General features: G+C 58.0%; 12 protein-coding genes and 2 tRNA genes (1 of these 14 running past the window's edge). 5 read left to right on the top strand and 9 right to left on the bottom strand.

Going from position 1 to position 17,547, the window contains the following annotated elements; translation table 11 throughout:
- Positions 1–13: 13 nt before the first annotated feature.
- Positions 14–445: a universal stress protein gene (locus ACTG20_RS06290; protein ID WP_194495534.1), complete on the bottom strand. Its 432-nt coding sequence runs from the start codon at positions 443–445 to the stop codon at positions 14–16.
- A gap of 189 nt (positions 446–634) precedes the next feature.
- On the opposite strand from ACTG20_RS06290, the gene ACTG20_RS06285 reads away from it, so the two are divergent.
- Positions 635–1,378, top strand: a complete 744-nt coding sequence (locus ACTG20_RS06285) for a hypothetical protein (RefSeq protein WP_194495535.1) — start codon at positions 635–637, stop codon at positions 1,376–1,378.
- Between the two features lie 119 nt (positions 1,379–1,497).
- Here ACTG20_RS06285 and ACTG20_RS06280 read toward each other — a convergent pair whose 3' ends face one another.
- A complete protein-coding gene (locus ACTG20_RS06280) occupies positions 1,498–1,950 on the bottom strand; it encodes an RNA methyltransferase (RefSeq protein ID WP_005335311.1) in 453 nt (150 codons plus the stop codon).
- A gap of 203 nt (positions 1,951–2,153) precedes the next feature.
- Here ACTG20_RS06280 and ACTG20_RS06275 point away from each other — a divergent pair, with 203 nt between their 5' ends.
- A complete protein-coding gene (locus tag ACTG20_RS06275) occupies positions 2,154–3,245 on the top strand; it encodes a PfkB family carbohydrate kinase (protein ID WP_194495536.1) in 1,092 nt (363 codons plus the stop codon).
- Positions 3,239–4,147 carry a pseudouridine-5'-phosphate glycosidase gene (locus ACTG20_RS06270; protein ID WP_150389552.1) on the top strand — a complete coding sequence of 303 codons (909 nt, stop codon included), beginning with the start codon at positions 3,239–3,241 and terminating at the stop codon, positions 4,145–4,147. The genes ACTG20_RS06275 and ACTG20_RS06270 overlap by 7 nt, the downstream gene beginning before the upstream one ends.
- 86 nt (positions 4,148–4,233) lie before the next feature.
- On the opposite strand, the gene ACTG20_RS06265 is transcribed toward ACTG20_RS06270, so the two are convergent.
- From ACTG20_RS06265 to ACTG20_RS06245, 5 genes are all read right to left on the bottom strand, one after another.
- Positions 4,234–4,959 (bottom strand): carbonic anhydrase, encoded by a 726-nt coding sequence (locus tag ACTG20_RS06265; RefSeq protein ID WP_194495544.1) that lies wholly within the window; start codon positions 4,957–4,959, stop codon positions 4,234–4,236.
- A 350-nt stretch (positions 4,960–5,309) separates the two neighbouring features.
- On the bottom strand, positions 5,310–6,584 hold the full coding sequence (locus tag ACTG20_RS06260) for an alpha/beta hydrolase (RefSeq protein WP_194495537.1): 1,275 nt from the start codon (positions 6,582–6,584) through the stop codon (positions 5,310–5,312).
- A gap of 130 nt (positions 6,585–6,714) precedes the next feature.
- Entirely contained in the window at positions 6,715–6,927 is a 213-nt protein-coding gene (locus ACTG20_RS06255; RefSeq protein WP_164461683.1) for a hypothetical protein, read from the bottom strand.
- 83 nt (positions 6,928–7,010) lie between these two features.
- Positions 7,011–7,086: transfer RNA gene (locus ACTG20_RS06250), tRNA-Asn, on the bottom strand.
- A gap of 4 nt (positions 7,087–7,090) precedes the next feature.
- A tRNA-Phe gene (locus ACTG20_RS06245) sits at positions 7,091–7,166 on the bottom strand.
- A gap of 265 nt (positions 7,167–7,431) precedes the next feature.
- Between ACTG20_RS06245 and rraB the strand changes: the two genes are divergently transcribed.
- Positions 7,432–7,767: a ribonuclease E inhibitor RraB gene (rraB, locus tag ACTG20_RS06240; protein WP_026034893.1), complete on the top strand. Its 336-nt coding sequence runs from the start codon at positions 7,432–7,434 to the stop codon at positions 7,765–7,767.
- 63 nt (positions 7,768–7,830) lie between these two features.
- On the opposite strand, the gene ACTG20_RS06235 is transcribed toward rraB, so the two are convergent.
- On the bottom strand, positions 7,831–9,786 hold the full coding sequence (locus ACTG20_RS06235; RefSeq protein ID WP_194495545.1) for a sensor domain-containing protein: 1,956 nt from the start codon (positions 9,784–9,786) through the stop codon (positions 7,831–7,833).
- 185 nt (positions 9,787–9,971) lie between these two features.
- Between ACTG20_RS06235 and ACTG20_RS06230 the strand changes: the two genes are divergently transcribed.
- Entirely contained in the window at positions 9,972–10,466 is a 495-nt protein-coding gene (locus ACTG20_RS06230) for a hypothetical protein (RefSeq protein ID WP_005335330.1), read from the top strand.
- Positions 10,467–10,536: 70 nt separating this feature from the next.
- Here ACTG20_RS06230 and ACTG20_RS06225 read toward each other — a convergent pair whose 3' ends face one another.
- Positions 10,537–17,547, bottom strand: the 3' end of a protein-coding gene (locus ACTG20_RS06225) for a VCBS domain-containing protein (RefSeq protein ID WP_440007970.1). Its footprint extends 22,920 nt past the window's final position; only the last 7,011 of its 29,931 coding nucleotides appear in the window; its start codon lies off the right edge, out of view — the gene reads right to left on this strand; the stop codon is at positions 10,537–10,539.

Genomic DNA, 17,547 nt, shown 5'->3' with positions numbered 1-17,547 from the left:
TAAACGTGGCGCGTTATTGGCGCACCACCAGTACCGGACAGGGTGCATGACGCACCACAGACTCGGCGACACTGCCTACCAGCAGATGGCTGATACCGGAGCGACCGTGGCTGCCCATCACGATCAGCTCAACCTCATCCTCCTTGGCCTGAATGACAATTTCATCGGCAGCGCGGCCAAAGCGAATATCAAAGGTGGTCGGGATCGGCAGGGTGGCAACCAGCTCTTTGAGTTGGGTTCTGGCCTGACGCTCCATCTCGTGAGTGATCTCGATGGCCGTCATATGAAGGATCTTGTAACTGTCAAAACCGTGCAGTTGATCAACCACGTGGATCAGCTTGAGCTGGGCCTGATGGCTCTGTGCCATGAAAACGGCATAGTCGAGTACCGCGCGAGACATTTGGGAAAAATCGACTGGACAGAGCAGAGTCTTGATCGATGGCATAATGCAGTCTCCTCTACTGATTGGGGTGCTATTGAATCTTTACTCGATCATAACGATCCGACCGCAAATAACCCTCGACCCTGTCGCAAAATGGAGATGCGGGATGTTTTCTCCGCCCGCCGCGATCAATGGCATGGTATAAATCAGGTGATAAATGCTCTCCTCACCCCTGCGAGGATAATGCTGACCATGCTGCACATCGGTTGTTTGCTGCTTTGCTCTCTGTGTGCGATCACCCACGCTCGCACAGCCGATATTCACGTCTATTGCGATGGCTGGCCCGGTTTCTGCCAACCGGATGGCCGCGGTATCTATCTCGATCTGGTGCGAACCATCTACCAACCCCACGGCTATCAGATCGTGCCCCATATCGTGCCCTACAAACGTGCCGTCGCCATGGTAGCCAGGCAAGAGGGGGATATAGCGATGAGTGTCTATCGGGACGAGCTCAAGGGGGTCAGGCAGCCCCGTCAGCCAGCCTCCGCCGATGATCTGACCGTCTTCATGCTCAAGCAGTGGCAGCCACAATGGCGGGGAGAGCGCAGTCTGGAGGGAGAGACCGTGCTCTGGCGGCGAGGATGGGTGCTGGATAAATATCTTCCGGTCACCATGCGGTGGCACGAGATCGACAACCATGAGATGGCCCTGCAGCTGATTGGCAAGGGGCGCTATCGCTATTACCTGACCGCTGGCGTGCTCCATGCAGCCGATGAGACCCCGGCCAATATGTACCGCACCATTTTGCGCTGGATCCCGACTTACCCCATTTTTGCCGATACCGAGCAGGGCGACCGGCTACTGCAGCTGTGGGATCAGGAGATGGTGAATCTGATCCGTCGCGGCACCCTGGCCGAGATATATCGCCATTATCACCTCTATGAATACTACCGCGACTTTCTCGAGGAGCAGGCGGTCAAGACCGGCGAAAACTGATCCCACCATAGGGGAAAGAGAAGGATGCCGCAGCCCCGTCAACAGCGGCCACCGCCAGCAACCTGCCCATGAGCAACACCTTTCGATTGTGGTTTGAGTCACCGTAGCCACGCCACAACTCAGGGTTGCCGGAACCCCTTCGCCAAACGGTCATAGAGGATCACATTGACCGAGGCGGCCAGATTCATGCAGCCCTGAGTCGGCACATAGACCACATCTTTCACCGCGCCATAGAGGGCGGGATCGAGCGTGCCATCCTCCGGCCCGAAGATATAAAAAGCGCGTTCCGGATGGACATAGTCGGGGAGCGGCGTAGCGCCGTCGATCAAATCGACCACCACGGGCACGCATCCCTGCGGGATAAACGCCATCAGATCATCCACCCCGAGCAGCGGGATCTTCTCCACCATCTGCTTGGTATCAGTGGCAAAGCGGCGCGCCAGCTCGAAGCGGTTGCCGGTGTAGTAAACCTCATCCACCCCGTAGCAGCCCGCAGCCCGCATCACTGAGCCGACATTTTCCGGAGACTTGGGATTGACCAGCCCCACACAGCAGAATGCACTCTTTTCCATCATCTCTCCTCATCTTGCGGCGGCCATTATAAGCCGTTGCAGGGCCACCGACCCGTTAAAAGTGCCTCGCCAAGCTCAACGACTCGTCGCCCCATCACGGATGTCGATTTTTTGTGCGCAAGCCGACAAATTTTGTACAAGCTGATAGCCAGCAAACGTTTCCCAGCAATAATGGACAAACGTTTGTAAATGGATGTTTGTCTATGACTGAGCGTGAACAAGAGATCCTCGCCCTGCTGCGTCAGGATCCCATGATTGCCCAGCAGGAGCTGGCCGATCGCCTTGGCATCAGCCGCTCCGCGCTGGCCAGCCACATCTCAAGCCTGATCCGGCAGGGATATGTGCAAGGCAGAGGTTATGTACTGCGAGAGGGCCCCTACGTAGTGGTGATCGGCGGTGCCAATATGGATATTTGCGGCACCAGCCACGACAACCTGCTGCTTGGCGACTCCAATCCGGGCAAGGTGCGCACCTCGGCCGGTGGTGTTGGCCGCAATATCGCCGAGAATCTGGCGCGGCTCGGCAGCGATACCCGACTGCTGACTGCAGTCGGCAACGACCAGTATGGTCACCATCTGCTAGAGGTAAGCCAGCGGGCCGGCGTCGATGTGCGCCAGACTCTGGTGCTCGATGGCCACACCACCTCCTGTTATCTCAGCCTGCATGATGGTAGCGGCGAAATGAGCTGTGCCATCAATGACATGGCCATTATCGAGCAGCTCACTCCTGCCCGCCTGACCCCCCTCGGTGGCTTTCTCGGCGGCGCCCGGCTCTGGGTGCTCGACACCAATCTGGCTATCCATACCCTCGACTGGCTGTTCGAGCGGCAAGGTGATCATGCCATCTTTGTCGATACTGTTTCGGTGGCCAAGGTGGAGAAGATTCGCCCTTGGCTCGGCAAGATCCACACCCTCAAACCCAATCGCAGCGAAGCAGAGCAGCTGTGCGGCATGACCATCGCCGGGCCCGAAACCTGGCCCATGGTGGCCGCCTGGTTCCACCGCGCCGGGGTCAAGCGACTGTTCCTCAGTCTGGGTGAACAGGGGATCTTCTACAGCGATGGCGAGCAGCAGGGCCACCTACCGGTGCTGGGCAGTCCGGTACTCAACGTCACCGGCGGCGGGGATGCCTTTATGGCTGGCCTCGCCCACGCCTGGCTGCAACAGCTCGACATTGCCCAAACCACCCGCTTTGCCCTGGGCTGCGCCGCCCTCACCGTCAATTGTTCCGATACCGTTTTTTCCGGTCTGAGCAAGACCGCCGTTGACCGCATACTGGAGGAGTACTCATGCTGAACGCTTACCTCGATATCCAACCGGAAGTGGCTGCCGCGCTGGCTGCTGGAAAACCGGTCGTTGCCCTCGAATCCACCATCATCTCCCATGGCATGCCCTATCCGCAGAACGTGGAGACGGCCCGTCAGGTGGAGCAGGTGGTGCGCGATAACGGCGCCATTCCGGCCACCATCGCCATCCTCGACGGCCGCCTCAAGGTGGGTCTGGATGCCGGTGCGCTGGAAGCGCTCGGCCGGGCAGGCCACAGCGTGACCAAGTGCAGCCGCCGCGACATTCCGTTCGTACTGGCGCGCAAGGGGATGGGGGCCACCACGGTCGCCTCGACCATGATCATCGCCGCCATGGCGGGGATCCGGGTCTTTGCCACCGGCGGGATCGGCGGGGTACATCGCGGCGCGCAGGAGACCTTCGATATATCGGCCGACCTGCAGGAGCTGGCCCAGACACCGGTGGCCGTAGTCTGCGCCGGTGCCAAGTCGATCCTCGATATCGGGCTGACCCTGGAGTATCTGGAGACCCAGGGCGTACCGGTGATCGGCTATCAAACCGAGGAGCTGCCCGCCTTCTACACCCGCGAGAGCGGCTTCAAGGTCGATTATCGCCTCGATACCCCGGCAGCCATCGCCGAGGCGCTGCGCCTCAAGTGGGAGCTGGGACTGGCGGGCGGCGCCGTGGTGGCCAACCCCATCCCGAGCGCACACGCCATGCCGAAAGCCGATATCGACGCAGCCATTGCCCAGGCGCTCCATGAAGCGGACGAGCAGGGGATCAAGGGCAAGGCGTCAACCCCCTTCCTGCTGGCCCGCGTCTGCGAGCTGACTGGCGGCAACTCGCTGGCGGCCAATATACAGCTGGTACTGAACAACGCGGCCCTCGGTGCCCGCATCGCCTCCAGCCTCTGATCGCACGCCGATACCTCGCCATGTAAAAGAGGGCCTGACGGCCCTCTTGTTGTGTTTGCTATCTACTGCGCTATTGCAACGCTGTGTTATTGCAGCACCACGCGCCCATTGAGCGGTTGCACCGGCCGGTTGTTGGGGTGGTGCATCACCGCCTTGAAGGCGTCGATCTGGGCCTGACTGACCTCAACCGGCTGCTTCATCACTAGCCAGCGCACTCCTTCCGAGCAGGGAGGCGTAGTAAGGGAACCGCTGAAGCGATAGTAGTCACGATTCTCGGGCAGCAGTTGCTCAGCAGAGAGCGGCGCCTTGAGGGCCTGGGTCTCCCCCACCTTGGCAGGTAGTTCACCCCAGGCAGCCGCCAGCACCGGATTGGCCTTGCCAGCCTCGAACATCACCGCCACCACGGCGATCTCTCCCTTGTCACTGACATGCACCAGATGCCCTTCCAGCGGATAGGATTTGCCCTCGATGAGGTTTTCACTCGGGGCGTGGAAGTGGAACTGCTTGAGTTCAAACGTGGTGCCATCGAGTTGCAAGGTGCTGCCCGGGGCATAACCGACCTGCACGGTATGACCGTTGTTGACCACTGTGTTGCCACCCGCCTGATAGTGGAGTACCAGCGGGGCCAGTTTGGCCTCGACCAATCCGTTCAGGTTAACCGGCGACTGATTGCTGCCCGCACACTGGCCAAACTCAGGGGTCAGCTTGGCCCAGTGGGCAGGCCCCGCCTCACCGCTATATTCCCAATGGGGGGTGGCAGCAAACACGACAGGGCACAGCAAAAGGGAGCAGGCCAACAGAGACTTTCTCATCATACATCCTTATCTTGATTGAAAAGCACGACCATCCCCTCCCCCGGATAGCGGGGCATGCAGAGATGGCATATCAGATACGCGGAATACAGAGCATCGGAGCGACTTTCTAATGGTAACGAGCACGGGTTGGTCAATCGGTTTGACCGCGGCTCAATACAGAGTCGTTTGGCTAGTATATGGTGAGGGATCGACAGAGACAGTGAAAGAGGGAGAAATTAATCAGCCAGCTATCCACTCATCGTCTGGCGGATACGAGTCAAGGTTCAGGGAGTCACGCTTTCATAACAACCATCCATCACAACCATCGCGGGAGTCCGGGCTCCCGCGATGGTTGCCGATAACGGCAATTAACGGTCGCGATTCAACGCGATCAGGCGATCAAGAATCGCCTCACCATCGGCACGCAAACCGTTGTGCTCATACTCATTGGTGATCCAGGCGCGACTGTTGCCAAGACCACGCAGAGTTTCGCGACTGTAGTCAAACTCCACATACATATCCTCGGCATAAACGGCGCATGCTACCGGCACCTTGTTGCGGGCCAGTTGGGCCGGATTATAGAGCGCCCCCCAGTCTGCCTTGTTGGCCAGCAGATGAGCCGCCTCTTTCAGGGGCTGCAACTCGCGGAACTGCTCGAACATCCAAGGGTAAACCATCTCTCCGGTGAAGGTGAAATCCTTGCCGGGCACCCAGTTCACCGCAGGAAACTCCCCTCTGACCCGGTCCGCCGCCCAGCGAGTCGCCTCCCCCTCGGCGTAGATAGCCTCGTGCAGGATGGCAAACAGCGGGTTGGTATTGAATGGCTGCATGCTCTGCACCTGATAGAGAAAGGCCGGGCTCAGCTTGTCGCCGATAAAGGCCTCTTCCAGCAGGTAATAAAGCTCCTCGAAAGCACCCGTAGCACCGAGATCCAGCCCTTGCTGCTGGAACTGCTCCACCGTCAGGCGCTGGCCGTTGGGCAGTCGCACATCATGCTGGTGCAGATGGTTGGCCAGCCGGTTAGCAATCCCCTGAGCATGGGGGAAGCGGGCGAAGAAGGCTCGGTTCTTGTCAGCCACCCTCTGGTAGGTGGCGCGGTAAACCTCCTCGGCACTGCGGCCAATCGGCGCAATGCCGCCGGTGATATAGACCTCCCGCAGACTGTCGGGAAAAAGCGAGAGATAGGTCAGGCAGCAAAAACCGCCAAAGCTTTGCCCCAGCAGGCTCCAGCGATGCTTGGGGCTGAGCTCCTGCCGGATGAACTCGGCATCTTGCACTATGCTGTCGGCGCGAAAATGGCCGAGATACTCCGCCTGCTCGGCCGGGGTCATTTTGGCCAGAATCTGCCCGTGGATGGGGCTCGACATCCCGGTGCCACGCTGATCCAGCAGCAGCACTCTGAACTCCTGCAACGCCCGCTTGAGCCAACCATTGTTGGCCGTCGGACGCGGCGCCCCGAATCCCGGCCCACCTTGCAGAAACAGCAACCATGGCAACTTCTCATCGAGCTTGTCTTTACGGCAGAGGGTGCGGGCAAACAGGGTAATGCTGTCACCATCCGGCTCATCATGATCGAGGGGAACGGTAAAAAAGTGCGGCTCGCAATGAATGCCGTCCAGTACATAGCTCAAGGGGCTGTTCATCTGGGCTCTCTCCGTCAGGATGGGAACATCATTGACCCCATCATAGCCCCGCCCAGCCACAGGGTCACTCCGGTTTTCCAAAATGTTAACAATGGCTTAAAGGCCGAAACATCACCAGACAAGCCGCTCTTCAACGGTGCTGAATTAATTGTTTTGCGGGGGAGATTGACGCCATGGCGCCATTCAACAAAGATGGCTCGCCTGCACAGGAGTGCAGCCATTCAGGCCGACAAAATGGATAAGGGAATGTGATGAAACCGAAGTGGATCAGGGCCAGAAAAAGAGAGAAGAAGCCATGCCCTGCCAGCATGTTGCAAACCGGAATGCTGCTGTTCAGTGCCACCTGTGGCGCGACGCTCTTTTTGGCCGCATGCAACAGCAACTAGAAATGAAAAAGCCCGCTCGATTGAGCGGGCTTTTCGAATTTGGCTCCTCCTACTGGACTTGAACCAGTGACATACGGATTAACAGTCCGCCGTTCTACCGACTGAACTAAGGAGGAATTATGGTGCCCAGAGACGGAATCGAACCGCCGACACGGGGATTTTCAATCCCCTGCTCTACCGACTGAGCTATCTGGGCAACGGCGCGCATTAAACCCTTTCCAGCGCAGAGTGTCAACCATGATGGCACGATAAAAAGCGCGTTCGCTCAACAACCGAACGAAGCGGCCATTTATTATCCATTTCAGTCCTGTTTGCCGTACTTGCTGGCCTCTGCACGCCCTGCAGGCTGCGCCAATATGATGGAAATTCGAGGTTCAGTGGGTCCGCCGCATTGAGCCGAATCCACTCTGCGAGTATGCTTTGCCGCAATGATACCGCCTGGAGGCAACATGAGTCTGAATATGCAAGAGTGGCGTGATGAGACCACCGAGATCGTCAACGAACTGCTGGCCGATGGCAGCAATCCCGATGCGGATTACGACATCGAGCACCACTTCGCCTGCCAGGATTTCGACCGTCTGGAAAAAGCAGCGGTTGACCTGTTCAAGGCCGGTTTTGAAGTGACCGATGCCGAAGAGATGGAGCTGGATGACGGCGCCACCATCTTCTGCTTCGATGCCACCATCGAGTGCAAGCTGAATGTCGAAGCGATCGTCGCCGATATCGCCAAGATGCTGCCCATCCTGGAAAAATACGGGGTGGATTACGATGGTTGGGGCACCTACTTCCAGGATTGATCCTGCCTCCATCGTAAAACAACAAGGCCACCTTGCGGTGGCCTTGTTGTTTCTGACGATCTCTCACGCCAGATAGCTGGCAGCAAACTCCGTCGGCGGCAGGGGGCGGCTGAACAGATAGCCCTGTAACCGATCACACCCCGCCTCGGTCAGCCACAACTGCTGCTCGGGTGTCTCTACCCCTTCGGCGGTGATGCGGATCCCGAGCTCATGGCCCAACCCGATGACCGAACGCACGATAGCGGTGGTCGCGCTATTGCTGGCCAGCCCCTGAGTGAAGCTGCGATCCAGCTTGAGGGTCGCTACCTGCAACCGCGGCAGATAGGCTAGTGAACAGTAACCGGTACCAAAGTCGTCGATGGCCAACTGAAAACCGGCGGCGATCAGGTTGTCGAGGTTGGTCTCAATCTCGTCGGCGTTCTCCATCAGTACCCCTTCGGTGATCTCCAGCTCCAGTTGACTGGCCTTGAGACCATGGCGAGCGATGCAGGCTGAGACCCGCTCACAGAGCGCCGGATCACGGAACTGCAGCGGCGAGAGGTTGATGGAGAGCACCATATCCGGCTGCGCAGTTTGCCACTGCGCCAGCTGGGCACAGCCCTGCTCCAGCATCAACTGACCCAGTTGACCGATGATCCCCATCTCTTCCGCCAACGGAATGAATTCGTCGGGGGAGATCATCCCAAGCTCGGGATGGGGCCAGCGACAGAGCAGTTCGGCGCCATGCAGCCGGTGAGTACGGGTACAGATGATCGGCTGATAGACTGCAACCAGCTGGGCGGACTTGATGGCGAGCGGCAACTGGGCGGCGATCAACTGACGCCGCTTGAGCCGGGCATGCAGCTCGGGATCAAACAGGGTGCAGTACTGCTGCTGCCGTTTGCCCTGCGCCAGCGCAGCCTCGGCATGGCTGAGCAACCGCTCGGCATCGCTTGCCCGCCCCTGGGCCAGCCCCAGAAACACCGGGATCTGGATGCGATGATCTTCCACCTGATAGTGCTCCATCAACTGCTGCTGCAGATGCTGGCTCCACCCCTGCAATGGCTCATTGAAATCCGGCAGCAACAGGCTGAAGTCATCGGCAGCGACCCGACAGAGCAGGGAACGCGGCGGTACCAGCTGCTGCAACCGCTTGGCCACCTGGCTGAGCAGGCGATCGGCAATCCGTATCCCGAAGCGATCGTTGATCTCACGAAAATGGTGCAGATCGACCAGCACCAATGTGGCACTGCGTCCCCCAAGATGGCGGCTGGTCTGCAAGAACCGGGAGAGTTTGAGCAGTCCGGTCAGACTGTCGTAGTGCTGCTCCTGCTGCAACTGCGCCTGAGTGGTGCGCAGGCCGGTGATGTCACGCCCCAGCGTCAGGATCCCGAGGGAGTGACCATCACCATCGGGGACATCGACCCGGGTGATCTCCATGTGTCGCCCCTGCCCGCTGGCATCCAGCAGACAACACTCGCCATGACCCATCCCCTGCGGCGCCGCCAGCCGGAACGGTAGCTGCTGACCCAGCACCTCATCCGCCCCCTGGCCGATAAAGTCGAGAAACGCCTGATTGCACTCCAGCAACACCCCGTTGTGATCATCGAAACGGATCAGATCAGGAATGGCATCGAGCAGAAAACGCTGCAACAACTGCTGCTTTTTGACGGTTTGTTCCAGGCTCTTGCGCTGGGCAATCTCGTTAACCACCCCGAATACTGCGCACGCCTCTCCCTGCGGGGTGTAAAGAGGCACCTTGTGCACCTCCATCCAGCAGGTATTCCCGCCCCGGTTGCAATGGAGCTGCTGATACAGCATCGGCACGCCTCCAGCAAGCAGCTGCTCATCCTCACTGCGAAAGAGATCGCCCCATGGCATATCTGCATCTGTCTTGCCGACAACCTCGGCAGGCGACTCCAGCTTGGCTTCACGGGCAAACTCACGATTGGCGAACAGGTAACGCCCATGACTATCTCGACAGAAGATACTCATTGGCAATTGGTCGATGATCTGCTGCAGCAGATCCGGGGTGAGCATGTTGGTCACAGGGGTGCTTATGGAGGAATTTCGAGCAAATCTATGATAGCAAACCAATTTTGTAAAGCACCCCGATCACCTCCCCATAACATCGAACGCTGGATGGTTGCTGACAGAGATTGTCGCTCCGGCGATAATAGGCGCCGGTTGGCCAATGGCCTGGTGATATGGACGAGAGAAACAAGATGAAAAAGATTATGGGGAGCGCATTGGCGCTGCTGCTGGTTGGTTGTGCTGGTGACAATAACGGCGGTGAGGAGTATCGCTACAACCCGCCAATTGCCAAGGCAACCAACAACACTCAGGAAATGGCGATCCCGGTGGATCTGGTGTGGGCTCGCGCCGAGAAGTGGTTCACCGATCACGGCCTCACCATCGAAAACAGCCAGCGTGGCTCCGGCCTGATGACTGCCAACGTCAACCAGTCAGCCGACGGGCTGGAGTGGCTGGACTGCGGTACCATGGGTTCCAAAGTTGCACTGGGCAACCCGAACCTGCAGATCAACCTGATCATCACCCAGAGCGGCAACAGCAGCGTGGCCACCGTCAACGTCAAGGGCAACACCGAGCTGTTCTTCGTTGAATCCTCAGGCGAGCGCGTACCGGCCCCGTCCATCAAGCCGGTCTGTGTCTCCCGCGGCACCCTGGAGCAGAGCCTGTTTGCCACCCTCGGCAACTGATTTCACTCCCCTGCAAAGATAAAAAAAGCGGCAGATTGCTCTGCCGCTTTTTTATTGCCCCGAGTTGGGCTTACTTGTCGATATCGAGCATGTTGTTGGTCAACATGTAATCGATCACCTGGTTGGCCGTGGTGCCAGAACCGCCCGTCAGACTGTCGAATGTATGGTTCATCAGCACAATCTCCTGAGTCACCGGCGCAGTACTGTTCTCCTTGACCTGCAGGTGCACCCCTTCATTGTCCTGGAACACCGAGAGCAGACTCTTCAGATCGGTCGTACTGTGAGAACCATCGTGATCCAGCAAATCGCTCAGATCCAGCTTGTCACCTTCCGCCTTGGAGAAGTCGACCACGTAGTCCTTAGCAACGCTACCCGCAGTGGTATCGCCCTGCAGCCAGGTGAAGGTATCGGCACCACCATCTCCCTTGAGGATGTCATTGCCAAGCCCGCCGACCAGAATGTCGTTGCCCAGACCGCCGCTCAGGGTGTCGTTGCCGGCGCCACCATACAGGGTATCGTTGCCGCTACCACCATAGAGCTGGTCATCGCCTAGACCACCGAGCAGCATGTCGTCACCGGCACCGCCGAACAGTATATCGTTGCCGGCACCACCATCGAGAATGTCGTTACCACCCTGACCAAACAGGATATCGTTGCCCTCCCCTCCAATCAGCACATCCGCCTTGTCATTGGTGGAGGACTGATCAAACTCGCTGGCATGGTCCGTGATGTAGTCATGGACCTGAGCAACGGTCACCGAGCCTGCGCTCAGCTTGCCGGCTACATACTGCTTGATGGCCGCGTAGCCTTCACCGTTGATGCCGGCAAAATGGATGGCATCCCCGAACAGAATGTCGTCACCGGCACCACCATCGATCCGGTCGCTTCCCGGCTTGTTGTTGATGGAGGTTCCCAGAATGGCGCCGGCCAGATCGTTGGCATTGACGCCCGTCATGATCACACCGTCAGAGTCATAGGACTTGAGATCGTTGTAGGAGATGTTGGATCCCAAGCCGATCGCCTCCACCTTCACGCCCATGCCGGTCAGCAAGGCAAAACCTGCCACCGCATTACTGATGGTTGTAGACGTGGAGTCCTGTCCGTTACCTGCCAAAGTGGAATAGGTGTAACCACCCAGACCATCAGGACGCATGTAGCCAATCTTGGAGGAATCACCCTTTGTATCAACTTTATAAACCACACCCTGAGCATCGATAATGGTATATCCACTGCTCTTGTAAACTTGACCAGGAACATAGCCGTTCTGCAACAGCTGATTGAGATAGACATCACGAGAATCATTCGGATAGTCATCAATCAGTGGGTTGCTACCTTCACTGCCCAGATAGTAAGTCGGCTTACCATCAGTGATGAAGTAGGTCAGGTTCTTGGCATTGGTGTTGCTCTGAGCGGTCGAACCGTTGAACCAGTTGGCCGTGGTCTTGAACACGTCTTCGTAGTTGGTACCGCCGCCGTTGTTCGAGCTGCCATCCATGCTGTCGAGAATCGCCTGCAACTGGCTAAGGGCATTACTGTCTTTCAGGTTCACGCTGACCGACTTGTTGGCCAGGGTGTCGAAGTCCACTAGGAAGATATTCACCTTGCCGGCCCCATCGGTGCCAGCGCTGGTCTTGAGACTATTAAAGACCTGTGCCAACTGGCTCTTGATGGTGTTCATGGCGCTGGTGCCGATACTGCCCGAGCTGTCGACCATAAAGGCGATGTTGTAGTTCTGGCCCGGCAGCACCACGCTGCCATCCAGATCCCCGACCACGACATTGTGCTCGCTGCCATAGGTGCGGTTTTGATCGCCCGGCTCCCCTTCAGTGGCGTTGAAGTAGCTCAGGCGGATAGAATCCTGATCCGATGCAGTATTGGTGTTATCTGTTACAACCTCCTTGGCAGTGGCTTCAACCTTGAGGTCAAGATTACCAGCTTGAACACCAGGAACACGCAGACTTAATCCTGTCAATTTCACATCCAACTCATTACTTCTCCACAGGCTGCTGCCAGCCGTTAGAGTAATTTTGCCATCGACATCAGCTGTGCCTAACAGTTGGCTACCGCTGTACAGCTGCGAACCTTGTGGCATATTGCTCAGCACTATGCTATCGAGCACTTCACTGCCATCGCGATCACTCAGGGAAGCATTCACCTCTATGGGGTAATCAACAACTGTGGGTTGTACCAAGGTCAATTCACCTGTGCCTTGATTGACCTGGTAGATACCATCAGCAAACTGGACATACTCAATGTCGTGAAGTGCCTTGGTCACACCAACGCCATTCTCCTTCACATAAAAATTGAACCAACGATCATTAACCGAGTAACCACTCCCTTTCTGGATTGCGTAGTCAGCACGATTACCTGTCAACACAGCAATATCACTACCTGCGCCGCCATAAAGACCATCATTGCCCAAACCAGACACCAATACATCGTTGCCATCCTCTCCATACAAAGAGTCACCCTGCACCGAGTTATTGCCAACCAGAACGTCATTTCCCCCCTTGCCATACAACATATCTCCACCGCCATGGGAACTGACAATGTAGTCATTGCCTGCACCACCATTGAGACTTTCCTGCTGGGTAGATTTATCACTTTGCGAGTTGGCAATAGACAGCGTTTCCTTGTTAAAGGCACCGGCTTGGAACTGACTTGTCGTAATTGCCAGAGTGGGAAAATCTGGATAAGCGGAAATACCGTTACCCATCAGACTGACGTTGACCATGGGTCTATCTGCCACCGCATCAATATCGATCACCAGCTTGCCACTGTTGCTCAAGTTGGCACCATCGCTGATCTGGTAACCAACGCTGGCGTAATCACCCTGCAAGTTGCCGGTCACGATGCCATTGCCATTACTGGCATTAGCACTCGACTCATTGAGATCAGGTACGAAGCGGAGGTGGCCGCTATCGATCTCGGCGTAGGAAATAAGATCCCCCACCTTCACTGCAGTCCACTGACTGGCTGCGTTGAGGTACTCCAGCTTACCGCTCAACGGCAGGGTGTTGATCAGCACGCTCAGGTCAGAGGCGGCCTGATCATCGCTGGCACCAAACTGAGCCCACTTCAGCACCAGCGGCGTGTCTTCCTTGCCGGCACTGTAGCCACCCGTGGTCACCGGCGTACGATCGTTGTCGATGATGGTACCGGTTCCATTCTTGTCGCCCACTGTCACCAGCAGAGTCTCGTTAGTCTCAACCAGACGATCGTTCACTGTAGGCACAGTAACCGTGAAGCTGGTCACCCCGGCTGGTACGCTCACACTCTTGCCATCGGCGCTCAAAGTCACACCATGGCTAAATGTTGGTCTTCCCCAATCAGCGTTTGTTGCGGCATTCGTTCCTGTGCCGGCAATGGAGAAGCTGTACTGGGTCACCACATTGGTCGCACCGCTCAGGGTCACCACATGTTGCAGACTGGTACCTTCAAGCTCGCTGTCACTTGCTACATTTACCACCGCCGGTCGTACCAGCGGGTTGACAGCAAAGCTCCCTTGCGAGCCATCTTTATCGCGATCATATGCCATGAAGGTAAAGTCAATGTCGCCATCGTCCGGACGCTGCATCTCGGCATACTGGAAGAACTCCCATTTGCCGGTAGCAGGGGTGAACTCCAACTTGAAGACTAACTTGTTACTCTCATCATGCCCCAGCAGTGTATTGCTACCGCTATTGCTGATGGAGATACGAGACCCCGCGGCTGTCAATAAACCACGCTCAAAGTCTGTATCCTTGATGTCTAGCGCCATATGCCCTTTGCCATCCGCCCCCCATTGCGTTGCAACTGTACCCGAACCATAGGCAATCGCCTGCGGGGTAGAGGAGCCAAGGAACTCGATAGACTTGACGGTAAAGTCGCTGTTATCTGAGGTATTGGTGTTGCCGTTGTTAGTAGCCTTGATCACCATGGTGTCAAAACCGCCCTGCTGCACCTGGAAGTTCTGGTTGTACTCTCCACCTACCGCATCCGAGCTAAACTTCAGTGTGGAGATCAGTACTCCTCCGCGGTAAAACTCCACGACACCACTCTCCTTCTCGCCACCAAACATCTGGCTGAACTTGATATTGGCGCCATAGGCCACGGTCCCCGGATCGAGCTTGACGATCAGCTCCTCGGATGCAGACTTTCCATTCCCAAAGAGACGGAAATCCACTTCATTGGCGAGGTTGTGATAAGGACTATCACCACTGGCAACACCAAGCCCAGCCGTTGAAGCATTGACATCTGCAGCAATAAGAGTTGAATCGGTCGCCGACTTGAACCCTTGGGCAGTGATCTTGAACCCGTCCAGATCAAGCTCTCTCTGGTTTGTCGTTGCCGAGTATCGAGTCAAATCAAACAGGCCGGTCAATACATTCGGTATGTCTGTCTTGGCAACGGAGACCACTTCAGCATTCTCGGCAATCGGGGCATCATCTTCGACAGTAATCGTCAAAGGCTTAGTCACAGACAGAGTCCCATCAGAAACAGACACATTTATCTTGAGATCAAGGGTGTCTTCCTGGGTGGTATTAGCATGATCCAACGGCTGCTTCAGGGTCACTTCATAACCCCAGTCACCTTTGCTACTAGCAACTGGCGCTGTCAGCTTAACCTCAAGAACAACGTTGTCCTTGCTACCGGCGTAGCCAATCAACGTTTTGCTGTCAGCATCCCAACTCCACTCGACCTTAACACCACCAGAATAAACTTGTTTATCACCATCATCGGTTGGCCATCCCAGTGAAACTGTCAAGTTGTTGCTGTCAACATCACCGACAGTAATCACTCCCTTGGCAACGATCTCATCAGTAGCATCTTTCTGGCCATCTTCACCCAATTCATCTTTCAGCCCACCAAGGAGACCTTCTTCGGAGACGACAACATCGTTGGAGATGTTCAGCGTCGGGGCGTCATTGGTGCCGGTGATGATGATGGTCACCGTGTGCGGTGTGCCATCGACACTCTGCACGGTGAAGGTCTCTTGCTTGGTCTCGCCTTTGCCCAGGTACTGCACCAGGCTGTTGTCGACGTTGTAGGTCCAGGTGCCGTCAGCCGTGATGCTCAGGCTGCCCAGTGCATCCGGACTCGCGGTGATGCTGGCCGCGTCGGTCTTGAACGCCACTTCATCCGCGCCGTCCACGTCGCTGATCTTCAGCTGGCCGCTGTCGCTCAGCAGGCCTGTGCTCGAGACGTTCAGGTCTTCGGTCACTTCACCCACAGCATCGCCGCTGATGATCGCCTTGTCGTTGGTGCCGTTGATGGTGATGGTCACCGTGGTGGTGGTCACCCCGTCCGCGTTGGTCACCGTGATGGTGTCGGTCAGCTTCTCGCCCGCCTTCAGGTTCTGGATCGCCGCCTGACCGTTGTCGGCGCTGTACGTCCACTTGCCGTCCGCGCCCAGCACCAGCTGGCCATACTGGCCGTTGAGCGTCCCCGCCTGGAATTTGTCCTCACCGGCGTCTCCGCCAGTGCCGGCCGCCAGCGTACCGCTGGCTTGCAGCAGGTTGCCCGGCTGGACATTGCGGTCCTCGGTCACGCTGCCCACATCCGGCGTCAGCGTCGGCACGTCGTCGGTGCCGTTGATGGTGATGGTCACCGTGGTGGTGGTCACTCCGTCCGCGTTGGTCACCGTGATGGTGTCGGTCAGCTTCTCGCCCGCCTTCAGGTTCTGGATCGCCGCCTGACCGTTGTCGGCGCTGTACGTCCACTTGCCGTCCGCGCCCAGCACCAGCTGGCCATACTGGCCGTTGAGCGTCCCCGCCTGGAATTTGTCCTCACCGGCGTCTCCGCCAGTGCCAGCCGCCAGCGTACCGCTGGCTTGCAGCAGGTTGCCCGGCTGGACATTGCGGTCCTCGGTCACGCTGCCCACATCCGGCGTCAGCGTCGGCACGTCGTCGGTGCCGTTGATGGTGATGGTCACCGTGGTGGTGGTCACCCCGTCCGCGTTGGTCACCGTGATGGTGTCGGTCAGCTTCTCGCCCGCCTTCAGGTTCTGGATCGCCGCCTGACCGTTGTCGGCGCTGTACGTCCACTTGCCGTCCGCGCCCAGCACCAGCTGGCCATACTGGCCGTTGAGCGTCCCCGCCTGGAATTTGTCCTCACCGGCGTCTCCGCCAGTGCCAGCCGCCAGCGTACCGCTGGCTTGCAGCAGGTTGCCCGGCTGGACATTGCGGTCCTCGGTCACGCTGCCCACATCCGGCGTCAGCGTCGGCACGTCGTCGGTGCCGTTGATGGTGATGGTCACCGTGGTGGTGGTCACTCCGTCCGCGTTGGTCACCGTGATGGTGTCGGTCAGCTTCTCGCCCGCCTTCAGGTTCTGGATCGCCGCCTGACCGTTGTCGGCGCTGTACGTCCACTTGCCGTCCGCGCCCAGCACCAGCTGGCCATACTGGCCGTTGAGCGTCCCCGCCTGGAATTTGTCCTCACCGGCGTCTCCGCCAGTGCCAGCCGCCAGCGTACCGCTGGCTTGCAGCAGGTTGCCCGGCTGGACATTGCGGTCCTCGGTCACGCTGCCCACATCCGGCGTCAGCGTCGGCACGTCGTCGGTGCCGTTGATGGTGATGGTCACCGTGGTGGTGGTCACTCCGTCCGCGTTAGTCACCGTGATGGTGTCGGTCAGCTTCTCGCCCGCCTTCAGGTTCTGGATCGCCGCCTGACCGTTGTCGGCGCTGTACGTCCACTTGCCGTCCGCGCCCAGCACCAGCTGGCCATACTGGCCGTTGAGCGTCCCCGCCTGGAATTTGTCCTCACCGGCGTCTCCGCCAGTGCCAGCCGCCAGCGTACCGCTGGCTTGCAGCAGGTTGCCCGGCTGGACATTGCGGTCCTCGGTCACGCTGCCCACATCCGGCGTCAGCGTCGGCACGTCGTCGGTGCCGTTGATGGTGATGGTCACCGTGGTGGTGGTCACTCCGTCCGCGTTGGTCACCGTGATGGTGTCGGTCAGCTTCTCGCCCGCCTTCAGGTTCTGGATCGCCGCCTGACCGTTGTCGGCGCTGTACGTCCACTTGCCGTCCGCGCCCAGCACCAGCTGGCCATACTGGCCGTTGAGCGTCCCCGCCTGGAATTTGTCCTCACCGGCGTCTCCGCC

Source organism: Aeromonas sp. 84A, from assembly GCF_051919345.1.
Classification (GTDB): Bacteria; Pseudomonadota; Gammaproteobacteria; order Enterobacterales; family Aeromonadaceae; genus Aeromonas; species Aeromonas veronii.
The sequence above is the reverse complement of the archived record's forward strand: the minus strand, read 5'-3'. Positions and strand labels throughout refer to the sequence as shown.

What these genes read in the sequence shown, in the direction of transcription:
- ACTG20_RS06290 (WP_194495534.1), bottom strand. Translation starts at nt 445, where the DNA reads ATGCCATCGATCAAGACTCTGCTCTGTCCAGTCGATTTTTCCCAAATG.
- ACTG20_RS06285 (WP_194495535.1), top strand. Translation starts at nt 635, where the DNA reads ATGCTGCACATCGGTTGTTTGCTGCTTTGCTCTCTGTGTGCGATCACC.
- ACTG20_RS06280 (WP_005335311.1), bottom strand. Translation starts at nt 1,950, where the DNA reads ATGGAAAAGAGTGCATTCTGCTGTGTGGGGCTGGTCAATCCCAAGTCT.
- ACTG20_RS06275 (WP_194495536.1), top strand. Translation starts at nt 2,154, where the DNA reads ATGACTGAGCGTGAACAAGAGATCCTCGCCCTGCTGCGTCAGGATCCC.
- ACTG20_RS06270 (WP_150389552.1), top strand. Translation starts at nt 3,239, where the DNA reads ATGCTGAACGCTTACCTCGATATCCAACCGGAAGTGGCTGCCGCGCTG.
- ACTG20_RS06265 (WP_194495544.1), bottom strand. Translation starts at nt 4,959, where the DNA reads ATGAGAAAGTCTCTGTTGGCCTGCTCCCTTTTGCTGTGCCCTGTCGTG.
- ACTG20_RS06260 (WP_194495537.1), bottom strand. Translation starts at nt 6,584, where the DNA reads ATGAACAGCCCCTTGAGCTATGTACTGGACGGCATTCATTGCGAGCCG.
- rraB (WP_026034893.1), top strand. Translation starts at nt 7,432, where the DNA reads ATGCAAGAGTGGCGTGATGAGACCACCGAGATCGTCAACGAACTGCTG.
- ACTG20_RS06235 (WP_194495545.1), bottom strand. Translation starts at nt 9,786, where the DNA reads ATGCTCACCCCGGATCTGCTGCAGCAGATCATCGACCAATTGCCAATG.
- ACTG20_RS06230 (WP_005335330.1), top strand. Translation starts at nt 9,972, where the DNA reads ATGAAAAAGATTATGGGGAGCGCATTGGCGCTGCTGCTGGTTGGTTGT.